Source organism: Mycobacterium vicinigordonae (genome assembly GCF_013466425.1).
GTDB lineage: Bacteria > Actinomycetota > Actinomycetes > Mycobacteriales > Mycobacteriaceae > Mycobacterium > Mycobacterium vicinigordonae.
Genome location: NZ_CP059165.1, coordinates 2,264,043 through 2,283,789, shown reverse-complemented (window position 1 = coordinate 2,283,789; position 19,747 = coordinate 2,264,043). Strand labels below are relative to the sequence as shown.

22 protein-coding genes are annotated in these 19,747 nt (G+C 66.3%); 16 read left to right on the top strand and 6 right to left on the bottom strand.

The window, feature by feature from the left end; all coding sequences use genetic code 11:
• The first annotated feature begins 2 nt into the window (after window positions 1–2).
• Window positions 3–1,391, top strand: coding sequence for a mycothione reductase (mtr, locus tag H0P51_RS10485; protein ID WP_180917846.1), 1,389 nt, complete (start codon window positions 3–5; stop codon window positions 1,389–1,391).
• Here mtr and H0P51_RS10480 read toward each other — a convergent pair.
• Entirely contained in the window at window positions 1,303–1,857 is a 555-nt protein-coding gene (locus H0P51_RS10480) for a Fur family transcriptional regulator (protein WP_180917845.1), read from the bottom strand. The genes mtr and H0P51_RS10480 overlap by 89 nt on opposite strands.
• 137 nt (window positions 1,858–1,994) lie before the next feature.
• Between H0P51_RS10480 and nicT the strand changes: the two genes are divergently transcribed.
• The 14 genes from nicT (at window position 1,995) to H0P51_RS10415 (ending at window position 13,717) form a co-directional block, all read left to right on the top strand.
• Entirely contained in the window at window positions 1,995–3,113 is a 1,119-nt protein-coding gene (gene nicT, locus H0P51_RS10475; RefSeq protein ID WP_180917844.1) for a Nickel transporter NicT, read from the top strand.
• A 56-nt stretch (window positions 3,114–3,169) separates the two neighbouring features.
• On the top strand, window positions 3,170–3,505 hold the full coding sequence (locus H0P51_RS10470) for a hydrogenase maturation nickel metallochaperone HypA (RefSeq protein WP_180917843.1): 336 nt from the start codon (window positions 3,170–3,172) through the stop codon (window positions 3,503–3,505).
• 195 nt (window positions 3,506–3,700) lie between these two features.
• Window positions 3,701–4,756 (top strand): NADH-quinone oxidoreductase subunit B family protein, encoded by a 1,056-nt coding sequence (locus tag H0P51_RS10465; protein WP_180917842.1) that lies wholly within the window; start codon window positions 3,701–3,703, stop codon window positions 4,754–4,756.
• A gap of 53 nt (window positions 4,757–4,809) precedes the next feature.
• Entirely contained in the window at window positions 4,810–6,609 is a 1,800-nt protein-coding gene (locus H0P51_RS10460; RefSeq protein WP_180917841.1) for a nickel-dependent hydrogenase large subunit, read from the top strand.
• Between the two features lie 8 nt (window positions 6,610–6,617).
• Entirely contained in the window at window positions 6,618–7,490 is an 873-nt protein-coding gene (locus H0P51_RS10455) for a NifU family protein (protein WP_180917840.1), read from the top strand.
• The gene (locus H0P51_RS10450; RefSeq protein ID WP_180917839.1) at window positions 7,487–8,116 is read left to right on the top strand and encodes a DUF5947 family protein; all 630 of its coding nucleotides are present in this window, start codon (window positions 7,487–7,489) and stop codon (window positions 8,114–8,116) included. Before H0P51_RS10455 ends, H0P51_RS10450 begins: the two co-directional genes overlap by 4 nt.
• Complete coding sequence (locus H0P51_RS10445) at window positions 8,113–8,772, top strand: DUF6084 family protein (protein WP_180917838.1); 660 nt, start codon at window positions 8,113–8,115, stop codon at window positions 8,770–8,772. Before H0P51_RS10450 ends, H0P51_RS10445 begins: the two co-directional genes overlap by 4 nt.
• Window positions 8,769–10,115, top strand: a complete 1,347-nt coding sequence (locus tag H0P51_RS10440) for a hypothetical protein (protein ID WP_180917837.1) — start codon at window positions 8,769–8,771, stop codon at window positions 10,113–10,115. The genes H0P51_RS10445 and H0P51_RS10440 overlap by 4 nt, the downstream gene beginning before the upstream one ends.
• Complete coding sequence (locus H0P51_RS29215; RefSeq protein WP_425488981.1) at window positions 10,103–10,222, top strand: DUF6893 family small protein; 120 nt, start codon at window positions 10,103–10,105, stop codon at window positions 10,220–10,222. The genes H0P51_RS10440 and H0P51_RS29215 overlap by 13 nt, the downstream gene beginning before the upstream one ends.
• Window positions 10,223–10,241: 19 nt before the next feature.
• Window positions 10,242–10,727: a hydrogenase maturation protease gene (locus tag H0P51_RS10435; protein ID WP_180917836.1), complete on the top strand. Its 486-nt coding sequence runs from the start codon at window positions 10,242–10,244 to the stop codon at window positions 10,725–10,727.
• 3 nt (window positions 10,728–10,730) lie between these two features.
• A complete protein-coding gene (locus H0P51_RS10430; RefSeq protein ID WP_180917835.1) occupies window positions 10,731–10,997 on the top strand; it encodes a HypC/HybG/HupF family hydrogenase formation chaperone in 267 nt (88 codons plus the stop codon).
• A 1-nt stretch (window position 10,998) separates the two neighbouring features.
• Window positions 10,999–11,748, top strand: a complete 750-nt coding sequence (locus tag H0P51_RS10425) for a DUF6390 family protein (protein ID WP_246398550.1) — start codon at window positions 10,999–11,001, stop codon at window positions 11,746–11,748.
• 4 nt (window positions 11,749–11,752) lie between these two features.
• The gene (locus H0P51_RS10420) at window positions 11,753–12,868 is read left to right on the top strand and encodes an alkaline phosphatase family protein (protein WP_180917834.1); all 1,116 of its coding nucleotides are present in this window, start codon (window positions 11,753–11,755) and stop codon (window positions 12,866–12,868) included.
• An 84-nt stretch (window positions 12,869–12,952) separates the two neighbouring features.
• Entirely contained in the window at window positions 12,953–13,717 is a 765-nt protein-coding gene (locus tag H0P51_RS10415; protein ID WP_180917833.1) for a class I SAM-dependent methyltransferase, read from the top strand.
• Between the two features lie 14 nt (window positions 13,718–13,731).
• Here H0P51_RS10415 and H0P51_RS10410 read toward each other — a convergent pair whose 3' ends face one another.
• Window positions 13,732–14,448 carry a TVP38/TMEM64 family protein gene (locus H0P51_RS10410; RefSeq protein WP_180918874.1) on the bottom strand — a complete coding sequence of 239 codons (717 nt, stop codon included), beginning with the start codon at window positions 14,446–14,448 and terminating at the stop codon, window positions 13,732–13,734.
• Between the two features lie 63 nt (window positions 14,449–14,511).
• On the opposite strand from H0P51_RS10410, the gene H0P51_RS10405 reads away from it, so the two are divergent.
• Window positions 14,512–15,462 carry a class I SAM-dependent methyltransferase gene (locus H0P51_RS10405; RefSeq protein ID WP_180917832.1) on the top strand — a complete coding sequence of 317 codons (951 nt, stop codon included), beginning with the start codon at window positions 14,512–14,514 and terminating at the stop codon, window positions 15,460–15,462.
• Here H0P51_RS10405 and H0P51_RS10400 read toward each other — a convergent pair.
• From H0P51_RS10400 to H0P51_RS10385, 4 genes are read right to left on the bottom strand one after another with little or no spacing between them, the layout of a single operon-like run.
• Window positions 15,449–16,225, bottom strand: a complete 777-nt coding sequence (locus H0P51_RS10400) for a 3-oxoacyl-ACP reductase (protein ID WP_180917831.1) — start codon at window positions 16,223–16,225, stop codon at window positions 15,449–15,451. The genes H0P51_RS10405 and H0P51_RS10400 overlap by 14 nt on opposite strands.
• The gene (locus H0P51_RS10395) at window positions 16,222–17,589 is read right to left on the bottom strand and encodes an aldehyde dehydrogenase family protein (RefSeq protein WP_180917830.1); all 1,368 of its coding nucleotides are present in this window, start codon (window positions 17,587–17,589) and stop codon (window positions 16,222–16,224) included. The genes H0P51_RS10400 and H0P51_RS10395 overlap by 4 nt, the downstream gene beginning before the upstream one ends.
• The gene (locus H0P51_RS10390; RefSeq protein ID WP_180917829.1) at window positions 17,586–18,377 is read right to left on the bottom strand and encodes a gamma-glutamyl-gamma-aminobutyrate hydrolase family protein; all 792 of its coding nucleotides are present in this window, start codon (window positions 18,375–18,377) and stop codon (window positions 17,586–17,588) included. The genes H0P51_RS10395 and H0P51_RS10390 overlap by 4 nt, the downstream gene beginning before the upstream one ends.
• On the bottom strand, window positions 18,358–19,731 hold the full coding sequence (locus tag H0P51_RS10385; protein ID WP_180917828.1) for a glutamine synthetase family protein: 1,374 nt from the start codon (window positions 19,729–19,731) through the stop codon (window positions 18,358–18,360). Before H0P51_RS10385 ends, H0P51_RS10390 begins: the two co-directional genes overlap by 20 nt.
• Window positions 19,732–19,747: the final 16 nt, after the last annotated feature.

Sequence of the window (19,747 nt, the reverse complement as noted above, 5' to 3'; positions counted from 1 at the left end):
CAGTGGAGTCCTACGACCTGGCAATCATCGGAACCGGTTCGGGCAACAGCATTGTCGACGAACGCTACGCCGCCAAGCGGGTTGCGATCTGCGAGCAGGACACCTTCGGTGGCACCTGCCTCAACGTCGGCTGCATCCCGACCAAGATGTTCGTCTACGCCGCGGAGGTGGCCAAGACGATTCGCGGCGCAGCCCGATACGGGGTCGACGCGCACATCGACGGAGTGCGCTGGGGAGACATCGTGTCGCGGGTTTTCGGTCGCATCGACCCGATCGCGGCAGGGGGCGAGGACTACCGGCGTTCGGCAAAGAACATTGACGTCTACGACCGGCACACCCGCTTCGGGCCGGTCCAGCCCGACGGGCGCTACCTATTGCGCACCGAGGCAGGCGACGAGTTCACCGCCGAGCAGGTGGTGATCGCGGCCGGTTCACGGCCCATGGTTCCGCCGGCCATTGCCGAATCTGGTGCCCGTTACCACACCAGCGACACCATCATGCGGATCGCCGAATTGCCCGAGCACCTGGTGATTGTCGGAAGTGGCTTCATCGCAGCCGAATTCGCGCATGTCTTCGCGGCGCTCGGCACCCGGGTGACGTTGGTCATCCGGGGCGGGTGCATGCTGCGCCATTGTGACGACACCATCTGCGAGCGGTTCACCCGTATCGCGGCCGGCAAGTGGGAGTTGCGTACCCACCGCAATGTCGTCGACGCACACAACCGCAACGGGACGGCCGCAGGGGTCTCCCTGACGCTCGATGACGGCTCGAAGATCGGCGCCGACGCCCTACTAGTGGCGACGGGACGGGTGTCCAATGCCGATCGGTTAGACGCCGAGCAGGCCGGGGTGGACGTCGAGAACGGCCGCGTGGTGGTCGACCAGTATCAAAGGACCTCGGCCCGCGGGGTTTTCGCGCTCGGCGACGTCTCCTCGCCGTATCAGCTCAAGCACGTCGCCAACCACGAGGCGCGGGTGGTGCAGCATAATCTGCTGTGCGACTGGGACGACACCGCATCGATGGCCGTCACCGATCATCGCTATGTCCCTTCGGCGGTGTTCACCGACCCGCAGCTGGCCAGTGTCGGGCTGACCGAGAACCAAGCCGTCGCACAAGGATTCGATGTGACGGTGAAGATCCAGGACTACGGCGACGTCGCCTACGGCTGGGCGATGGAAGACAACACCGGCATTCTCAAGCTGATCGCTGACCGTCGCTCCGGGCAGTTGCTGGGCGCGCATTTCATGGGGTATCAGGCCTCGGCGCTGATCCAGCCGCTGATTCAGGCGATGAGTTTCGGGCTTACCGCCCGGGAGATGGCCCGCGGCCAGTATTGGATTCACCCGGCGCTGCCCGAGGTTGTCGAGAACGCGCTGCTGGGGCTGGGCTGAGGTCAACGCCCTGACACCGCGGGCACAGGCCGTGCAGCGTCAGGCCCGCCCGCTCGGACAGTGCGAAGGAACTGCCCGCCATCGCGTGCTCCAGCGCCGCACTGAGCTGCCGCGCCGGCACCTCGATGATCGAGCCGCACCGGGTGCACACCGCGTGGTGATGCGGAGCGGTGGCCATTCCGTAGGTGGTGACACCGCCGTCCAGGGTCAGCGCATGCAGGACACCCTGATCCACCAGCGTGGTCACCGTGCGGTAGATGGTGGCCAGGTCGGGCAGCTGGGCTCCGGCGAACAGGTGGGCCGGCAGCCGGTCGCGGATCTCGGCCACTGACAGATGTCCGTTGAAGGGTTCGAGCACCGCGAGGATCTGAATTCGTGACGCCGTTCGCCGCAACCCGCGCGCACGAAGGAACTCGCCAAGGCGTTCGGCGGCCGCCGGATCCAAGCCCGCCGATTCAGTCGTCACCCGCCCAGTGTCTCGCCCCCGACTCGGGATTGCCAGCGCACCTATGCGGCAGCTCGTTGCGTTCTTGCAAGTCACTTGCATCCGGATTGCCGGCGAACCTACAGTCGGTGCGTCTCTCGATCGTGGGAAGGACCCGGATGTCCCGCGTCCCGCTCGACCGGTCCCGCCGACGGCCCGCCTTGTCGACGGCGGAGTTGCGGCGATTGGCACTGATGGCCGCGGTAATCATCGCGTTGCACCTAGTCGGCTGGATGACGTTGGCACTGGTGGTAGAGCCGGCTCATTTAAGGTTGGGTAGCAAAGCATTTGGGGTCGGCATCGGGCTCACCGCTTACATCCTGGGCCTGCGGCACGCCTTCGACGCTGACCACATCGCGGCGATCGACAACACCACCCGCAAGCTGATGAGCGACGGGCAACGCCCGCTGGCGGTCGGATTCTTCTTCTCCCTGGGCCACTCCACGGTGGTGTTCGTGCTGGCGCTGCTGTTGGCGACCGGGGTGCGCGCCGTCGCCGGGCCGGTCGCGGACGACTCGTCGCGGCTGCACCACTACACCGGTCTATTCGGCACCGGCGTCTCAGGCGTGTTCCTGTACCTGATCGCGCTGCTCAATGTCGTCGTTTTGGTCGGCATGGTGCGGGTGTTCGCCCGGCTGCGACGCGGCCAGTACAGCGAGAGCGAACTCGAGCGACAGCTGGACAACCGTGGACTAATCAACCGGTTCCTGGGCCGATTCACTAAGTCGATCAGCAAGTCCTGGCACATGTACCTGGTCGGCCTGCTCTTTGGGTTGGGGTTTGACACCGCCACCGAAGTCGCGCTGCTGGTGCTGGCGGGGACCAGCGCGGCCTCCGGGTTGCCGTGGTACGCCATCCTGTGCCTGCCGGTGCTTTTCGCCGCCGGCATGTGCCTGTTGGACACCATCGACGGCTCGTTCATGAACTTCGCTTACGGCTGGGCGTTTTCCAGTCCGGTCCGCAAGATCTACTACAACATTGCGGTCACCACATTGTCGGTGGCCGTCGCCTTGCTGATCGGCACGGTGGAACTACTCGGCCTGTTCGCCGAACAGCTGGGCTGGCGCGGCCCGTTCTGGGCTTGGCTGGCCGGCCTCAACCTGAACACCGTCGGATTTCTCGTCGTCGCAATGTTCCTCGCCACGTGGCTGCTGGCGCTGCTGGTCTGGCGCTACGGACGCATCGAGGAGAGATGGGCCCCGGCCGCGGACCCCGCTACTCCCGATTCGACTGTGTAGAAAGGTGTAGAACGGTCCCCATGGACTCCGACCCGGTCGGCCGGCGGTAGCCGCCGATGCATGAGCTCTCGCTGTGTCAGGCGATCGCCGGCGTGGTCAAGTCTCACGCCGACGGGCGGCACGTCGAAGTCGTGCGGGTCCGGGTGGGCGCCTTGCGACAGGTGGTACCGGATTCGCTGTCCTTCTGCTGGACGCTCGTGCGGGATTCCGAGGACATGCCCGACGCGAAACTCGAACTGGAGTGCGTGAGGGCAGAGGTGCGCTGCCGCGCCTGCGGAGAGCAATCGGAGATCACCTCGGCGTGGTCGATCTGGTGTCCGGCGTGCGATAGTGCCGACGTCGAGGTGCTGCGCGGCAACGAATTTCTGGTGACGTCGCTCGACGTCTCGTGAAACTGCTTCGGAACGAGCGGCTTTCACCTGCGAACCGTTCGCAACTGGGTATCCCTCACTCTTGCACCGCTGCCAAGCGGGAGCCGTTGACAACGCCTGGCGGCGGGGGTAGACCCAAAAACAGCGCCACGCAAGTGGGCCGACGGTCGACTCCGGTGGTGCAGGGGTTCCAGCCCAGCCCCGGAAAGCTGCAGCATGCCAACAGAAGCAGCAGTCAAGGCAGAACAAACATTGATCCATGTCCTGTGGATCAACGCCGGTCTCAGTTGTGACGGTGACTCGGTGGCGTTGACTGCCGCCACCCAACCCAGCGTCGAAGAGATCGCACTGGGAGCCCTTCCCGGACTCCCGCAGGTCGCCGTGCACTGGCCGTTGATCGACTTCGAGTGTGGGCCAACCGGGGGCGCCGACGACTTCCTCGAGTGGTTCTTCAAGGCCGACCGCGGCGAACTTGAACCGTTCGTGCTCGTCGTCGAAGGCTCCATTCCCAACGAACAGATCAAGTCCGAGGGTTACTGGTGTGGGTTCGGCAACGACCCGGCCACCGGCCAGCCGATGACTACCAGCGAATGGCTGGATCGGCTCGCGCCCAAGGCCACCGCGATCGTCGCGGTGGGTACTTGCGCCACCTACGGCGGCATCCACGCGATGGCAGGCAATCCGACCGGCGCCATGGGCGTGCCCGACTATCTGGGCTGGGACTGGAAGAGCAAGGCCGGTATTCCGATCGTGTGCGTACCGGGCTGTCCGATCCAACCGGACAATCTTTCCGAGACGTTGACCTACTTGCTCTACATGGCGACCGGCCAGGCGCCGATGATTCCGCTCGACGACGCGCTGCGACCCAAGTGGCTATTCGGCAACACCGTGCACGAGGGGTGCGATCGGGCCGGATACTACGAGCAGGGTGATTTCGCCACCGAGTACGGGTCACCGAAATGCATTGTCAAGCTGGGATGTTGGGGCCCGGTAGTGAAGTGCAATGTGCCCAAGCGCGGCTGGATCAACGGTATTGGCGGCTGCCCGAATGTCGGTGGCATCTGCATCGGCTGCACCATGCCCGGCTTCCCGGACAAGTTCATGCCGTTCATGGACGAACCGCCGGGCGGCAAGCTATCGAGCACCACGTCGGGGTTGTACGGCTCGGTGATCCGCGGCTTGCGGCACATTACCGAGCACACCCTCGACAAGGAGCCGCGTTGGCGGCACAAGGGCACCGAACTGACCACCGGAGCGCGCCGCACCTGGTAGGTGCCTCGTACTCTTTCCTTCAGAGCCGTATGCGGCGGAGAGCAGTATTCGCTATGACAACCATCATCCCCGAGCCGTCGACATCCAAGCGGGAGCCCGGTCAACTCGTCGAGATGGCGTGGGACCCTATCACCAGAATCGTTGGTAGCCTGGGCATTTACACGAAGATCGACTTCGAGAATCGAGAAGTCGTGGAGTGCCATAGCACATCATCGATCTTCCGTGGCTACTCGATATTCATGAAAGGCAAGGACCCGCGCGACGCCCACTTCATCACTAGCCGTATCTGCGGAATCTGCGGCGACAACCATGCCACCTGCTCGTGCTATGCGCAGAACATGGCCTACGGGGTAAAGCCGCCGCACATCGGTGAATGGATCGTCAACCTCGGCGAGGCAGCAGAATACATGTTCGACCACAACATTTTTCAGGAAAACCTGGTCGGAGTGGACTTCTGCGAAAAGATGGTCTCCGAGACCAATCCGGGTGTGCTGGCCAAAGCCGAGAAAACTCAAGCACCGCACGCGGATGCGCATGGCTACAAGACGATCGCCGACATCATGCGCTCGCTGAATCCGTTCAGCGGCGAGTTTTACCGGGAGGCTTTGCAAGTCAGTCGCTGGACCCGAGAGATGTTCTGCCTGATGGAGGGCCGTCACGTGCACCCCTCCACGCTGTACCCCGGTGGCGTCGGCACCGTGGCCACCATCCAGTTGATGACCGACTACATGACCCGGTTGATGCGCTACGTCGAGTTCATGAAGAAGGTTGTCCCGATGCACGACGATCTGTTCGATTTCTTCTACGACGCTCTACCCGGTTACGAGAAGGTCGGCCTGCGCCGCACGCTGCTGGGCTGCTGGGGCTCGTTTCAGGACCCCGAGGTGTGCAATTTCGAATACCGAGACATGGAGCGCTGGGGTAACGCGATGTTCGTCACTCCCGGTGTGGTGGTGGACGGCAAGCTGGTTACCCACTCCCTGGTAGACATCAACTTGGGTATCCGAATCCTTTTGGGCAGTTCGTATTACGACGACTGGACCGATCAGGAGATGTTCGTCAAGACTGACCCGCTGGGCAACCCGGTGGACCGCCGCCACCCGTGGAACCAGCACACCAACCCGCATCCGCAGAAGCGGGAGATGGACGGTGGCAAGTACAGCTGGGTGATGTCGCCGCGCTGGTTCGACGGCAAGGACCACCTGGCGCTAGACACCGGCGGCGGTCCGCTGGCCCGGCTGTGGGCGACTGCGCTGGCCGGCCTGGTCGATATCGGCTACGTCAAGGCCACCGGCAACAGCGTCAAGATCAACCTGCCGAAGACCGCGCTCAAGGGTCCGGTGGAGTTCGAGTGGAAGGTGCCCAAGTTCGGCAGCAACACCATCGAACGCGACCGGGCCCGCACCTATTTCCAGGCCTATGCGGCGGCGTGCGCGCTGCACTTCGCCGAGAAGGCATTGGAAGAAATCCGCGCCGGGCGTACCAAGACCTGGGAGCGCTTCGACGTGCCCGAGGAGGGCATCGGTTGCGGCTTCACCGAGGCGGTGCGCGGCGTGCTCAGCCACCACCTGGTCATCCGGGACGGCAAGATCGCCAACTACCACCCATATCCGCCCACCCCGTGGAACGCCAACCCTCGTGACAGCTACGGCACGCCGGGCCCATACGAGGACGCGGTGCAGGGCCAGCCGATTTTCGAGGAGAACGACCGGGAGAACTTTAAGGGCATCGACGTGATGCGCACGGTGCGCAGCTTCGACCCGTGTCTGCCCTGCGGCGTGCACATGTACCTGGGCAAGGGCAAGACGCTGGAGAGACTGCACACCCCGACCCAGTCACCGATCGGGGAGTGACACCCCGAATGGCACGGCCGGATCGTCCGCAGGGTTCAGCAGATGATGCACAGTGGCGCACCGCGGGCGACCGGATCCAGACCCTGCTGGATTCCTGCGCGACCGGCGGGCCAGGGGCCTACGAGCGCGCCCAGGAGTTGGTCCGTGAGGTCATCGCGCTCTACGGGGCGGGGTTGGAACGGATCCTGGCGCACGCCGATCCGCAGTTGGCCGAGCGGCTGGCCACCGACGACCTGGTGGCCAGCCTGCTCCTGGTGCACGGCCTGCACCCGCACGATGTGCACCGTCGGGTCGCCGACGCGCTCGACCGGGTGCGGCCCTACCTGGGTTCGCACGGCGGCGACGTAGATCTGCTGGAGATCACCCCCGACGGGGCTGCGCGCCTGGCGTTCCGGGGAACCTGCAAAACGTGCCCCTCGTCGGCCATGACACTGGAACTCGCTGTCGAGGATGCTGTCCGCGCCGCCGCCCCTGAAATTTGCTCGATCGAGGTGGTCGCGGCAACGGAGCCCACCAATGTCATTGCCGCGGAATCGCTGCTGTCCCGGGTGCATTCGAGCGGTTCGTGGCAGCCAGTGCCGGAGCTAGCCGAGTTGGCACCCGGCGAGGTGGCGGGCTTCTCGATCGCCGGTGTTTCCGTGCTGGCCTGCCGGGTCGACGAGCGGGCGCTGGCTTACCGCGACCATTGCCCGGTGTGCCTGGACACGCTGGCCGGGGCTCGGTTGACGGGCAGCTCGCTGCAATGCCCGCGCTGCACGACGCAATTCGATGTCGTCCAGGCCGGTGCCGGACCTTCAGCGGCGCACCTCGAACCGTTGCCGTTGCTGACCCGCGACGGGGTGTTGTCGGTGGCACTGCCAGTGCTGGGGGCCCCGGCATGAGCAGCCCCTACGACGTGTTGACCGGCATCACCAACCGGCGCCAGCCGCAGCCTGCCGGCGAACGCTGCGAAATGTGTGCCGAATCGATCACCGACGAGCACCAGCACGTGGTGAATGTGGCTGCCCGGCAACTGATGTGCGTGTGCCGTGCCTGCTATCTGTTGTTCGCCGATTCGCACGCCCAGTTGCGCTACCGCGCGGTGCCCGACCGCTATCTGGTGTTCCCGCAATTCGCGCTGGACCGCCGCGCCTGGGAGGCGCTGCAGATCCCGGTCGGGGTGGCGTTCTTCTTCACCAATTCCGACCTGGGCCGCACGGTCGCCTTCTATCCCGGCCCGGCCGGTGCGTGCGAATCGGAGCTGGACCTGGAGCTGTGGAATGCCATCCGCGCCGCCGACCCCCGAGTGGGGATGTTGGCCGACGACGTGGAGGCGCTGCTGATCCGGGTGCCAGACGACGACACAGGATCGCCGCAAACGTTTTTGGTGCCGATCGATGCCTGCTACGAGTTCGTCGGGCGGCTGCGTCTGTTGTGGCGCGGCTTCGACGGCGGCCAGCAGGCGCGGCAATTTGTCGACGACTTCTTCGCGCAAATCGCTGCCCGCGCACGGGAGGCGCCGCGATGACCGAGCAGCCGATCGACGTGAGCTTCGCCGTGCTGGACGTGGTGCCCGAACCGTACGCGGTCACCCCGACATTGACGGCACGCATCGGCGTCGACGCTGACCCTGACGACCCGGTGCACGCCATTGCGCTGCGCTGCCAGGTCCGGATCGAACCGTTGCGCCGCAACTACACCGACGCGGAGGCCGCCGGGCTGACCGATCTGTTCGGCAACCGGGATCGGTGGGCCACCACCCAGCGCACCTTTCTGTGGCAGCATTGCAGCACCATGGTTCCCGGGTTCGCCGGCAACACCACCGTGGCGCTGCCGCTGGACTGTACCTACGATTTCGAGGTCACCGCCGCCAAGTACATGCACGCCTTATCCGAAGCCGCGATTCCACTCCAATTTCTGTTCAGTGGAACAATTTTCGTCAAGTCCGACCGCGGATTCTCGGTGCAACAGGTGTCCTGGGACTGTGAAGCCCGCTACGACATGCCGATCCAGGTCTGGCGGGACCTGGTCGCACTGCACTACCCCAACACCGGATGGGTGCGGCTACGACACGAAACGGTCTCGGCTCTGGCCGGTTACAAGTCGGCCCACGGGATACTCGACCTCGACCTCGCGGTGAGCACGCTGCTGACCGAGTCGGCGCGGCGGGAGGCCGCGCGATGAGCGTCGGCTGGGGCCTCGCCCGCGCCGTAGCCGACGCGGTGCTGTACGAGGGTTATCTGTTGTACCCGTACCGCGGAACCTCAAGCAAGAACCAATCACGTTGGCAGTTTGGCGTTCTGGGTCCACCCGACGCGGCCGGCGCCGGGCTCGGGGAAGACGACTCGCTGGCCACGCAGTTCCTGATTGATTCGGGTCCGGCGCTCACGGTTGTGGTACGGTTCCTGCAGCTTCAGCGCCGCCAGGCCCAGCGCCGCATCGCGGGCGGTTACGAACCGGTCGCAGAGCTGGTCACACCGTCGGGATCCTGGCTGACCTGGGACGAAGCGGTGGAGTGTGAAATACCCTTAGGACCAATCAGGTTCGACGAAATGCCGCAGGCTCTGCCGGTACTTTCTCCCGCGGGAACAGACGTCGAAGCCGTCGACGGCGGCCGCTTGATCCGGCAACGACAGGAGATCCGCGGCGAGTTGACACTGCACGCCGAACCCGACGGTGGTCTGTTGCGAGTCTCCTTGCGGCTGAGGAACACCGGAGGCGCCACGTCCAGCAAGGACGATGCCATCACCCGGTCTATGATCGGCAGCCACGTCATCGCTGAAGTCATTGAGGGGAACTTCGTTTCGCTACTGGAACCGCCGCCCGAAGCCGCCGACGCGGCAGCGCGCTGCAGCCAGCACCGGTGTTTCCCGGTGCTCGCCGGGCCGCCCGGTGCACGCGACATCCTGCTGGTGTCGCCGATCATCCTCTACGACCACCCGGAGGTCGCCGAACAGAGCAGCACCGCACTGTACGACTGCACCGAGATCGACGAGATCCTGACGTTGCGGGTAATGACGATGACCGACGAGGAGAAGGCGCAGGCGCGGGCTACTGATCCGCGGGCGGCGCAGATCATCGACCAGTGCGACGCGATGTCACCCGAGGCGATGGCCCGCCTGCACGGTGTGCTGCGCGACCCGCACAGCGCATCTGGGTTGATCCCCAAGGTCCCCGAGGGTGTGGACTGGTGGGATCCGCTGGCCGACAACGCGGTTCGTCCCGAGATCGATGCGGTGCTGGTGAACGGCACCCGGGTGGCCCGCGGCAGCCGGGTGGTGTTGCGGCCCCGGCGCAACGCCGACGCACAGGACATCTTCGTCGCCGGTAAGACCGCGCGGGTCGCGTCGGTGCACGAAGACGTCGAGGGCAACAAGCACGTCGGCGTGGTGGTCGAAGACGACCCAGCCGCCGAACTGCACGATTGGTACGGACGCTACCTGTACTTCTCCCCCGACGAAATCGAACCAATCGCCGAACAACTAGACAGCGAACAAGCCGAAAGGAATGTGCCATGGATGTCCTAGGTTGGATTTTCGCCGCCCTCATCGGGGTGGTCCTGGCGGTGGCGGTAGTGATCGGCGTCGCCTCCCTGCCGGATGTCAAGCGTTACCTGCGACTCAGGCGTATGTGAAGCGCATCTAGGCAGGGTTATGGCAGCGCGCATTCTGGTGGCCGGGATCGGCAACATCTTCCTCGGCGACGACGGGTTCGGATCCGAGGTGGTGCGGCACGCGACGATGCCCCGGGACGAATCTGACGTGCGAGTGGTCGACTACGGGATCGGCGGCATGCACCTGGCCTATGACCTGCTCGACGAATGGAACAGCCTGGTCCTGGTCGACGCGATACCAAACCGCGGCAATCCCGGTGCCCTGCATGTCTTTCAGGCCGACCACGACGCCGACGACGGCACAGTCGGCATGGACGCGCACAGCATGGATCCGCAGACGGTGTTCGCGAGCCTGCGAGCACTGGGCGGCAACCCGCCTTACACGGTGATCGTCGGATGCGAGGCCGGCAGCGTCGACGAAGGCATGGGTCTGACCGGGCCGGTCGCCGCCGCTGTCCCCCGAGCGGTCAGCGCCATCCGCGAAATCGTTGCGGCCCTGCGGTCTTCGGCGCCGAAGGAGTGCTGAATCATGTGTTTGGGTATCCCGGGCCGAGTGATCAGGATGCTCGACGGCTACGAGGGTCAACTGGCGCTGGTCGACGTCGCCGGCGAGCAACGCAGAGTCAACGTCGGCATGTTGCCGGACGAGACGTTCTCGCCCGGCGACTGGGTGATCATCCACATGGGTTTCGTGATGGAGAAGACCGATCGGGCCGGGGCCGAGCAGGCGATGGCCGGGCTGGAACTGATGGGTCGAGGCGGCACCGACCCGACCGCCGGGCTGGGCGGCGGTTGAGATGAGCGGGGGCGCCGAGATGTTCGGGCGGTATGCCTACGCCCCCAACGCCCTTGGCTATTGCGGTCCCCCGCTGGGCGCCACCCTGCGGGACGGGTCGGTGGACGAGGTTCGGGCCGCGGCACGCACGTTCTCCGGAGCCTGGCCGTATCTGCTGGTGCTGTCGCAGCTGACCGGGATCGCCGACCCGCTGGATCACCGACTGGTCGAGTCGTACTGGCTCGGCGGCGGCATCGGCGCCGGCGTGGCTCCCCAGGAGTTCTTCGAGGGGTTGCTGACAATCATTGGACCGCGGGCAGGCCACTACTGGTCGCATCTGACGGCCGAGCTGGCTCGCGAGGCAGCCGGCAATCACTGCTTCCACGTGTTCGGTGTGTACCCGTGGACGAGGTTCCTGGGACGCGGCGGCCCCAACACCGTCGAACATCCGTTGTACGTGCTGGATAACTGCCGGATCACTTGGGGCACAGTACTTTCGCGCACCGAGGAAACGGTCGAGGTGACCTGCCGGCGGCTGCTGTGGGACGGCCGGGCGCTGACGCTGTCCGAAACATCCCCGCGGCTGTTTGACTTATGGGCCGACGGCTATTGCGCGGTGCCCGACGTGTCCGCCGGCGACGACGTCGCGGTGCATTGGTCGCGGTTGTGCGGGCGCCTGGCGCCAGAGCAGGTGCGGGCGCTCGAGGACAGCACCCGGCGCCAACTGCTGCTCACCAGCGAACGACTGGCACACGCCCGCGTGCCAGACTGACCGCGTGCCTGGTTCGATCTGCGACGTGCTGCCCAGCGTGGCAGCCCTGCTCGGCGCGCCGGACGGGCTCGATACGCTGGGGCTGACCGGCGAGCCGGGCGGTGTCGACCGCGTCTGCGTGGTGCTGGTGGACGGCCTGGGCTGGCATTTGCTGCCGCACCTTGTCGACGACGCACCGATACTGGCGTCGGTGCTGGCCGGCCGCACCGGCCAGCTGCAACGGCTGGATTGCACGTTCCCGTCCACCACGCCGACAAGCCTGGTGTCGTTGGGCACCGGCGCCCCGCCCGGCGAGCACGGCATCCTGGGCTTTACCCTCAACATCCCCGGCACCGACCGGGTGCTTAATCACATCCGGTGGCGTGACGACCCACCGCACTCCGAGTGGCAACCGCTGCCGACCTGGTTTCAGCGACTCACGGACGACGGGGTCATTGCCCGCGCGGTGCTGCCGGAACGGTTCGTCGGCAGCGGGCTGACCGATGCCGCATACGGCGGAGCGCAATTCGTCGCCATACGCTCCGGTGATGACTACCCGGGGCGACTGGCCGAACAGGTGCGCGCCGCACCCGGGCTGATCTACGGCTACATCGCCGACCTGGACACCGCCGCGCACGTGTCCGGCATCGGGTCACCCCACTGGCACGAAGCGGCGGGCCGGGTGGACGCGCTGCTGTCCCGAGTTATCGAGGGGATGCCCGCCGGTGCGGCGCTGTTGGTGACCGCCGACCACGGCGGCCTCAATGTGGCACCGGACGCCCGCATCGACATGGCAGCCGATCCTCGGCTTGCGGCCGGAGTGCGGGTGGTCGCCGGCGAACCCCGGGTGCGCTACCTGCACACCGAACCGGGAGCCGCCACCGACGTGCTGGCCACCTGGACCGAGCTGCTCGCCGGCCGCGCGCAAGTACGCACCCGCGAGGAGGCCGTCGCTTCCGGGGTATTCGGCCCTGTGTCACCGCGGAATCTGGCCCGCATTGGCGACGTCGTGGCGACCTGCACCGGTGACGCCGCAATCCTGGCCACCGGCCACGAACCGCCGGAGACCGCTCGACTTATCGGCTTTCACGGCGCGGCAAGCGAAGCCGAGACGGCAATTCCACTGATCGCCATTCGGTAGGCCCCGCGCGGATCCGCCGGCCGATTATGCGCGCGGCAGGAATAGCCTGGTGCCGGGGGCCGAGGCTGGGCACGAGGAGTAGAGATGAGCACAGGTACAGGACGAGAACACCAGGGCGATTACGGAATCGACGGCTCGTTCCATACCGTCTCCGCCCGCGCCCAGGCGCTGGGGCTCGCCGGACAGGCTGCCGTCCTGGCCTTATGGTCTGCGAGCGCTCTCGCCCGGGGCAAGAGGCTCACCGCCGCGCTGACCGGCTCGGCCGCGGTCACGATCACGGCGAGCGTCGCGTTCTACGTCCATGCCACCAAAGCCGGCAAATTCACGGTCTGGAACCGCATCCTCGACGACCTTGCACTCCACGGCGACGAGACCGTACTGGACATGGGATGCGGCCGCGGCGCAGTACTGCTGGCCACGGCTAAACGCCTGCCAGGCGGGCGCGCCATCGGCGTGGACATCTGGCAGGCCGACCAGACCGACAACTCGGCCGCTGCCACCCTGGCCAACGCGCAACTGGAGAACGTCGCCGACCGCATCGAATTGCGCACGGCCGACATGACCGCGCTGCCGCTCGAGGACAACAGTGTCGATGTGATCGTCAGCAACCTTGCCATCCACAACATTCCCGGTCATGACGGACGCCGTCGGGCCCTGGCCGAGGCGATGCGAGTGCTTCGTCCCGGCGGGCGCCTAGTCATCGCCGACCTTTGGGAGACCCGGCGGCACGCCACTCACCTCCGCGACCTCGGCTGGCGCGACGTACGGCGCCGAAACGCGGGATGGCGAATGTGGTACGGCGGCCCCTGGGCGCCCACCCACATCGTCACCGCGACCAAACCGCAATGAGCCGCGACACGACATCAATCCGAGCGTTCGCCGGTCCCGCGCTCCCCGGCCTGGTCCTGGTGCGCACGCCAATGCTTGACGCCGCGCCGTGCCACGAAAACGCCAGCTACAGCGGTCACACACCACACACCGACCGCCGCATACGCCAACATCGGCGACTTGTCTCCGATCGAGGCGCCCAGCGCGGTGTAGACGAAAGCCCGCGGCACCGACCCGATGAAGGCGCCGACGGCCATCTGCCACAACGGAACGCCGAACGCGCCGAACGCGTAGGACGCCAACGCGTCGGACAGGCCGGGAACGAAGCGCTGGCCGACCACCGCCCACAGTCCGCCGCGTTCGATCAGCACGTCGATCCGCTCGGCACGGGCGGTTCCCAGCAGAGCCCGTGCGCTGTCCCGGCCGCCACGCCGGCCGAGCAGACTCGCCACCATCGCGGTGCCCACGGTCGCACCCAGCGTCACGAACACCCCGAGCAGGGGCCCGAATAGCAACCCGCTGCTGGCGGCCAGGATGGGACCTGGCACAAAGATCGCGCCCAGCACCGCCGATACGATGATGTAGGCCAGCGGCGCCGCCGGACCCGTCGCCGCAACCACGCGCCGCACGTCCTGGATCTCGACCAGGTGCCGCACGGCGAGCAGATAGAACAACACGCCCAGGAAGACGCCGAAGACGGCCAGACGCACGATGTGTGGTCGCCGCGATACCGGCTCGGACTGCTCGTCCATCCCTAAGTCCCCGTCCATTGACCGCAATTCTTGCCTACGGCCGGTTCACGTAGGGTGCAAGTCGTGGCGAGAACCGATGACGACAGCTGGGAAATCACCGAAAGCGTCGGCGCGACGGCACTCGGTGTGGCTGCGGCCCGAGCCGCGGATACCGAGAGCGACGACCCACTGATCAACGATCCATATGCGCGGATTTTCCTCGACACCGTGGGCGACGGGGTATGGAACTGGTACGGAGCTCCAGAGCTGCCCGCCGAGGTAGTCGCGGCCGAACCCGATATGCCGGCGCGAATGCGCGCGCTGGTCAATTATTTTGCTACGCGGACAAAGTTTTTCGACACAAGTTTCATCGAAGCGGCGGGTGCGGGTATCCGTCAGGCGGTCATACTGGCCGCCGGTCTGGACGCCCGGTCGTGGCGGTTGCCGTGGCCTGACGGCACCACGGTCTACGAGCTGGATCAAGACAAAGTGCTGGACTTCAAAGCCGCGACGCTGCGCGAGCACGGCGCGAACCCACGCGCGAACCGGGTAGCCGTTGCGGCCGACCTGCGCCAGGACTGGCCGATGGCGTTGCAGCAGAACGGATTTGACCCATCGCTACCGAGCGTGTGGTCGGTGGAGGGGTTGCTGATGTATCTGCCGGCCCCCTCGCAGGACCTATTGTTCGAGCGCATCCACTCCCTTGCCGCGCCGGGTAGCCACCTGGCGGTGGAGGATTTGGGACCTGAGTTCGCCGACCCCGAGGGCCGCGCCCAGCGCCGAGAGCGGATGGACCGGATCCGCGACTTGATGGCCCGCACGGACTCCAAGCTGGTGGTGCCCACGACCGACGAGCTGTGGTACTTCGAGGAACGCGAAGATGTCGGTAGCTGGTTGCGCCGCCACGGCTGGGACGTGACGTCGACTCCGTCGGAGGAGCTCTTGGCCCGCTATGGCCGTGCGCTGGCGCCGGATCTGCAGGGTGCGTCCCCGACACACTGGTTCATCTCCGCCCAGCGTTCTACAGCGGGGTGACGTAAGCCGAGCTGATGCCGCCGTCGACCAGGAACGTCGACGCGGTGACAAAGGAAGCGTCGTCACTGGCCAGAAAGGCTACGGCGGCCGCGATTTCGTCAGGCTCAGCGAACCGGCCCAGCGGCACGTGGATCATCCGGCGGGCGGCCCGCTCGGGGTCTTTGGCGAACAGCTCCTGCAGCAGCGGCGTGTTCACCGGTCCGGGGCACAGCGCGTTCACCCGGATGCCCTGGCGGGCGAACTGTACGCCGAGTTCGCGGGACATGGCCAGCACCCCGCCCTTGGAGGCGGTATAGGAAATCTGCGAGGTCGCCGAACCCAGCACCGCGACGAAGGATGCCGTGTTGATGATCGAGCCTTTGCCAGTAGGCACCATGTGCCGCAGCGCCGCCCGGCAACACAAGTACACCGATTTCAAGTTGACGTCCTGAACGTGTTGCCAGGCCGCCAATTCGGTGTTCTCGATCAGGTCGTCCTCAGGTGGTGAGATGCCGGCGTTGTTGAAGGCGATGTCCACCGAGCCGCAGGCGTGGGCCGCGGAGTCGAACAACTTGTTCACTGAAACCTCGTCGGAAACGTCAACGGGCACAAACAAACCGGAGAGCTGCTCGGCTACGGCGCCGCCCGCGTCGGCGTCGATGTCGCCGATCACCACCATCGCGCCCTCGGCGTGCAGCCGACGTGCAGCGGCCAGGCCGATACCGCTGGCGCCGCCGGTGATGACGGCGACCCGCCCGGCCAGTCGCTGGGTCAGGTCGATCACTGCTCCTCCTTGATCGCGATGAAGACGTTCTTGGTCTCGGTGAACTGCAGCGGCGCGTCCGGGCCGAGTTCGCGTCCTAGCCCCGACTGCTTGAACCCGCCGAACGGGGTGTTGAACCGCACCGACGAATGCGAATTCACCGACAGGTTGCCCGATTCCACGGCTCGTGACACGCGCAGCGCGCGAGACAGGTCGTCGGTCCAGATCGATCCTGACAGGCCGTATTCGGTGTCGTTGGCCAGTGCGATCGCATCGTGCTCGTCGTCGAATGCCAGCACGGTGACCACCGGCCCGAAAATCTCGTCGGTGACGCTGCGATCGCCTCGCTCGGGCGTCAGTACCGTTGGCGGGAACCAGAATCCGGGGCCGTTAGGGGCGGAACCCCGAAAGGCGACCGGAGCATCGTCGGTCACGTAGGCGGCAACCTTTTCCCAGTGCACACGAGAGACCAGCGGCCCCATCTGTGTGTCACGTGACCCGGGATCCCCCACCGCCACCGCCTTGACGGCAGGTTCGAGGAGCTTCATGAATCGGTCATAGACGCTGCGCTGCACCAGGATTCGACTGCGGGCACAGCAATCCTGGCCGGCATTGTCGAACACCCCGGCCGGCGCCGTCGCTGCGGCGCGCTCCAGATCGCAGTCGGCAAAGACGATGTTGGCGCTCTTGCCGCCCAGTTCCAGCGTCACCCGCTTGACCGCGGCGGCGGCGCCGGCCATCACCTTCTTGCCAACTTCGGTGGATCCGGTGAACACCACCTTGCGCACCCCGGGGTTAGTTACGAAGCGCTCCCCCACTACGGCACCCCGGCCGGGCAAAACCTGCAGCAGGTCCGGATCGAGGCCAGCCTCCACGGCCAGCTCGCCCAGGCGCAATGTGGTCAACGGTGTCCAATCGGCGGGTTTGATCAGCACCGCGTTGCCGGCGGCGAGCGCCGGCGCGATGCCCCAGGTCGCGATCACCATTGGGAAGTTCCACGGCGTGATCACCCCCACCACACCCATCGGCTCGTTGAACGTGAGGTCGATGCCGCCCGCGACGGGAATCTGCTTGCCGGACAGGCGCTCCGGGCTGCCGGCGTAGAACTGCAGCACGTCGCGGACGTTGCCGGCCTCCCATTCGGCCGAGGCGATGGGGTGTCCGGAGTTGGCCACCTCCAGCGCTGCGAGTTCGTCAATGTGGGCATCCACGGTGGCGGCGAAGGCCCGCAGCCCGGCCGCCCGTTCGGCCGGCGCCAAGGCCGCCCAGCGCCGCTGCGCCGCCCGCGCCCGGGCCACCGCGTCGTCGACGGCGGCGACATCGGCGTGCTCGACGCTGCGGAGCACCTCCTCGGTGGCCGGGTTGATCAGTTCGAAGACGCTCATCGGGCCGCGTAGCATCTCGCGGCGTCGATCAATGCGACGAACAACCGCAAGTCGTCCAGCGATTTCTCCGGATGCCATTGCACCGCAACGGCGAACGCCTCGCCGGGCAGCTCCACGGCCTCGACTACGCCGTCGACGTCCCAGGCGCCGACAACGAGCCCGTCACCGACCTTGTCGATGGCCTGGTGGTGGTAGCACGGTACGTCGGAACTCGCGCCGAGGAGCGCCGCGATCCGGGTGCCGGCGACGGTGCGCACTGGCAATCGGCTGAAGACACCACCGCCCGCCCGGTGCCCGGAATGCCCGATGACCTCGGGCAGGTGCTGGTGCAGGCTGCCGCCGAACGCGACGTTGAGTACTTGCGCGCCCCGGCAGATACCCAGGACCGGCAGCCGCCGGTCCAGGGCGGCGCGCAGCAGTGCGAACTCCCAGGCGTCGCGATCGGCGCGCGGTGGGTCGGTGGTCGGGTGCGCCGGCTGGCTATAGGTGGCCGGGTCCAGGTCGTAGCCGCCGGTGATCACCAACGCGTCCAGGCTGTCGAGCAGGCCATCGACGGTGTCCACAGCCACCGGTTGCGGCGGCAGCAGCATTGGGATGCCGCCGGCCAGCACCACGCCCTCGAAGTAGTCCGACGGCAAGTAGGCGGCGGGAATGTCCCAGGTACCGCTCTGTATCTGCTCCAAATACGTTGTCAATCCCACAACCGGGCGGCTTCGTGGCGATCGCGGGGGCGTCGCAGCTGGGCTCGGCGGGTCGACGCCATCGGACTCAGAGCCGTTCAAAACCACGCATCCTTTCCCAATCGGTGACCGCCGCGTTGAACGCCGCCAATTCCACGCGCGCGTTGTTCAGGTAGTGGGCGACCACGTCGTCGCCGAACGCCGACCGGGCCAGCCCCGACGCCCCGAGAGTCGCGGCGGCGTCGGCCAGCGTAGCGGGCAGGCGCTCGACATCGGTTGCCTGATAAGCATTCCCCGGGTAGGGCGCACCGAGTTCGAGGCCCTGCTCGATACCGTACAGGCCACCCGCAATCAGCGCGGCGACGGCGAGGTATTGGTTGACGTCGCCGCCGGGGACCCGGCATTCGACCCGGATGCTGGGCCCGTGCCCAACCACCCGCAACGCACAGGTGCGGTTGTCCATCCCCCAAGCCAGCGCCGTGGGCGCGAAGCTACCGTCGGTAAATCGCTTGTAGGAGTTGATGTTCGGCGCATAGAACAACGTCAGGTCGCGCAGGGACGCCAGCAGGCCGGCGACGAACTGGCGAAACGTCACCGACATGCCGTGTGGCGCGTCGGCGTCGGCGAACACCGGCCCCTGCGCGGTGCGCAGAGAAAGGTGGATGTGACAGCTATTGCCCTCGTGTTCATCGTATTTCGCCATGAACGTCAGGGACTTGCCGTGTCGGTCGGCGATTTCCTTGGCGCCGTTCTTATAGATCGCGTGGTTGTCACAAGTGATCAGCGCCTCGTCGTAGCGGAAGCCGAGTTCCTGCTGGCCCCTGTTGCATTCACCCTTTAGGGCTTCCAGCCGCATACCCGCGCCGGACATTGCCAGCCTGATGTCGCGCAGCAGCGGCTCCATCCGTGTCGAGCCCAGGATCGCGTAGTCGATGTTGTAATCGCTGGCCGGCGTCAGATCGCGGTAGCCGTCGGCGAAGGCCTGGCGGTAGGACTGCTCGAACACGATGAACTCGAGTTCGGTAGCGACGTCGGCGACCAGACCCCGCTCGGCCAGCCGGTCGAGTTGGCGGCGCAGCACCGCCCGCGGCGAGGCGGTGACCGGGCTGCCGTCGGCCCAGGCCAGGTCGGCGATCACCAGCGCCGTGCCCGGCAACCACGGAATCAGCCGCAGCGTGGCGAGGTCCGGTGTCATCACCATGTCTCCATAGCCGGTCTCCCAGCTCGACATGGCGTAGCCGGCCACGGTGTTCATGTCGACGTCGACAGCCAAGAGGTAACTGCAGCATTCGGCGCCGTGGCCGGCCACCTCATCGACGAAGAAGCGACCCGCCACCCGCTTGCCCACCAACCGGCCCTGCATGTCGGTGAACGCCACGATGACGGTGTCGATGTCACCAGCGGCGACCAGCCGCGCCAGGTCGGCCTCGGCGAGGGGCGGAACGCTCGGCTGCCCAGTCATGACCGCCAGTCAACCA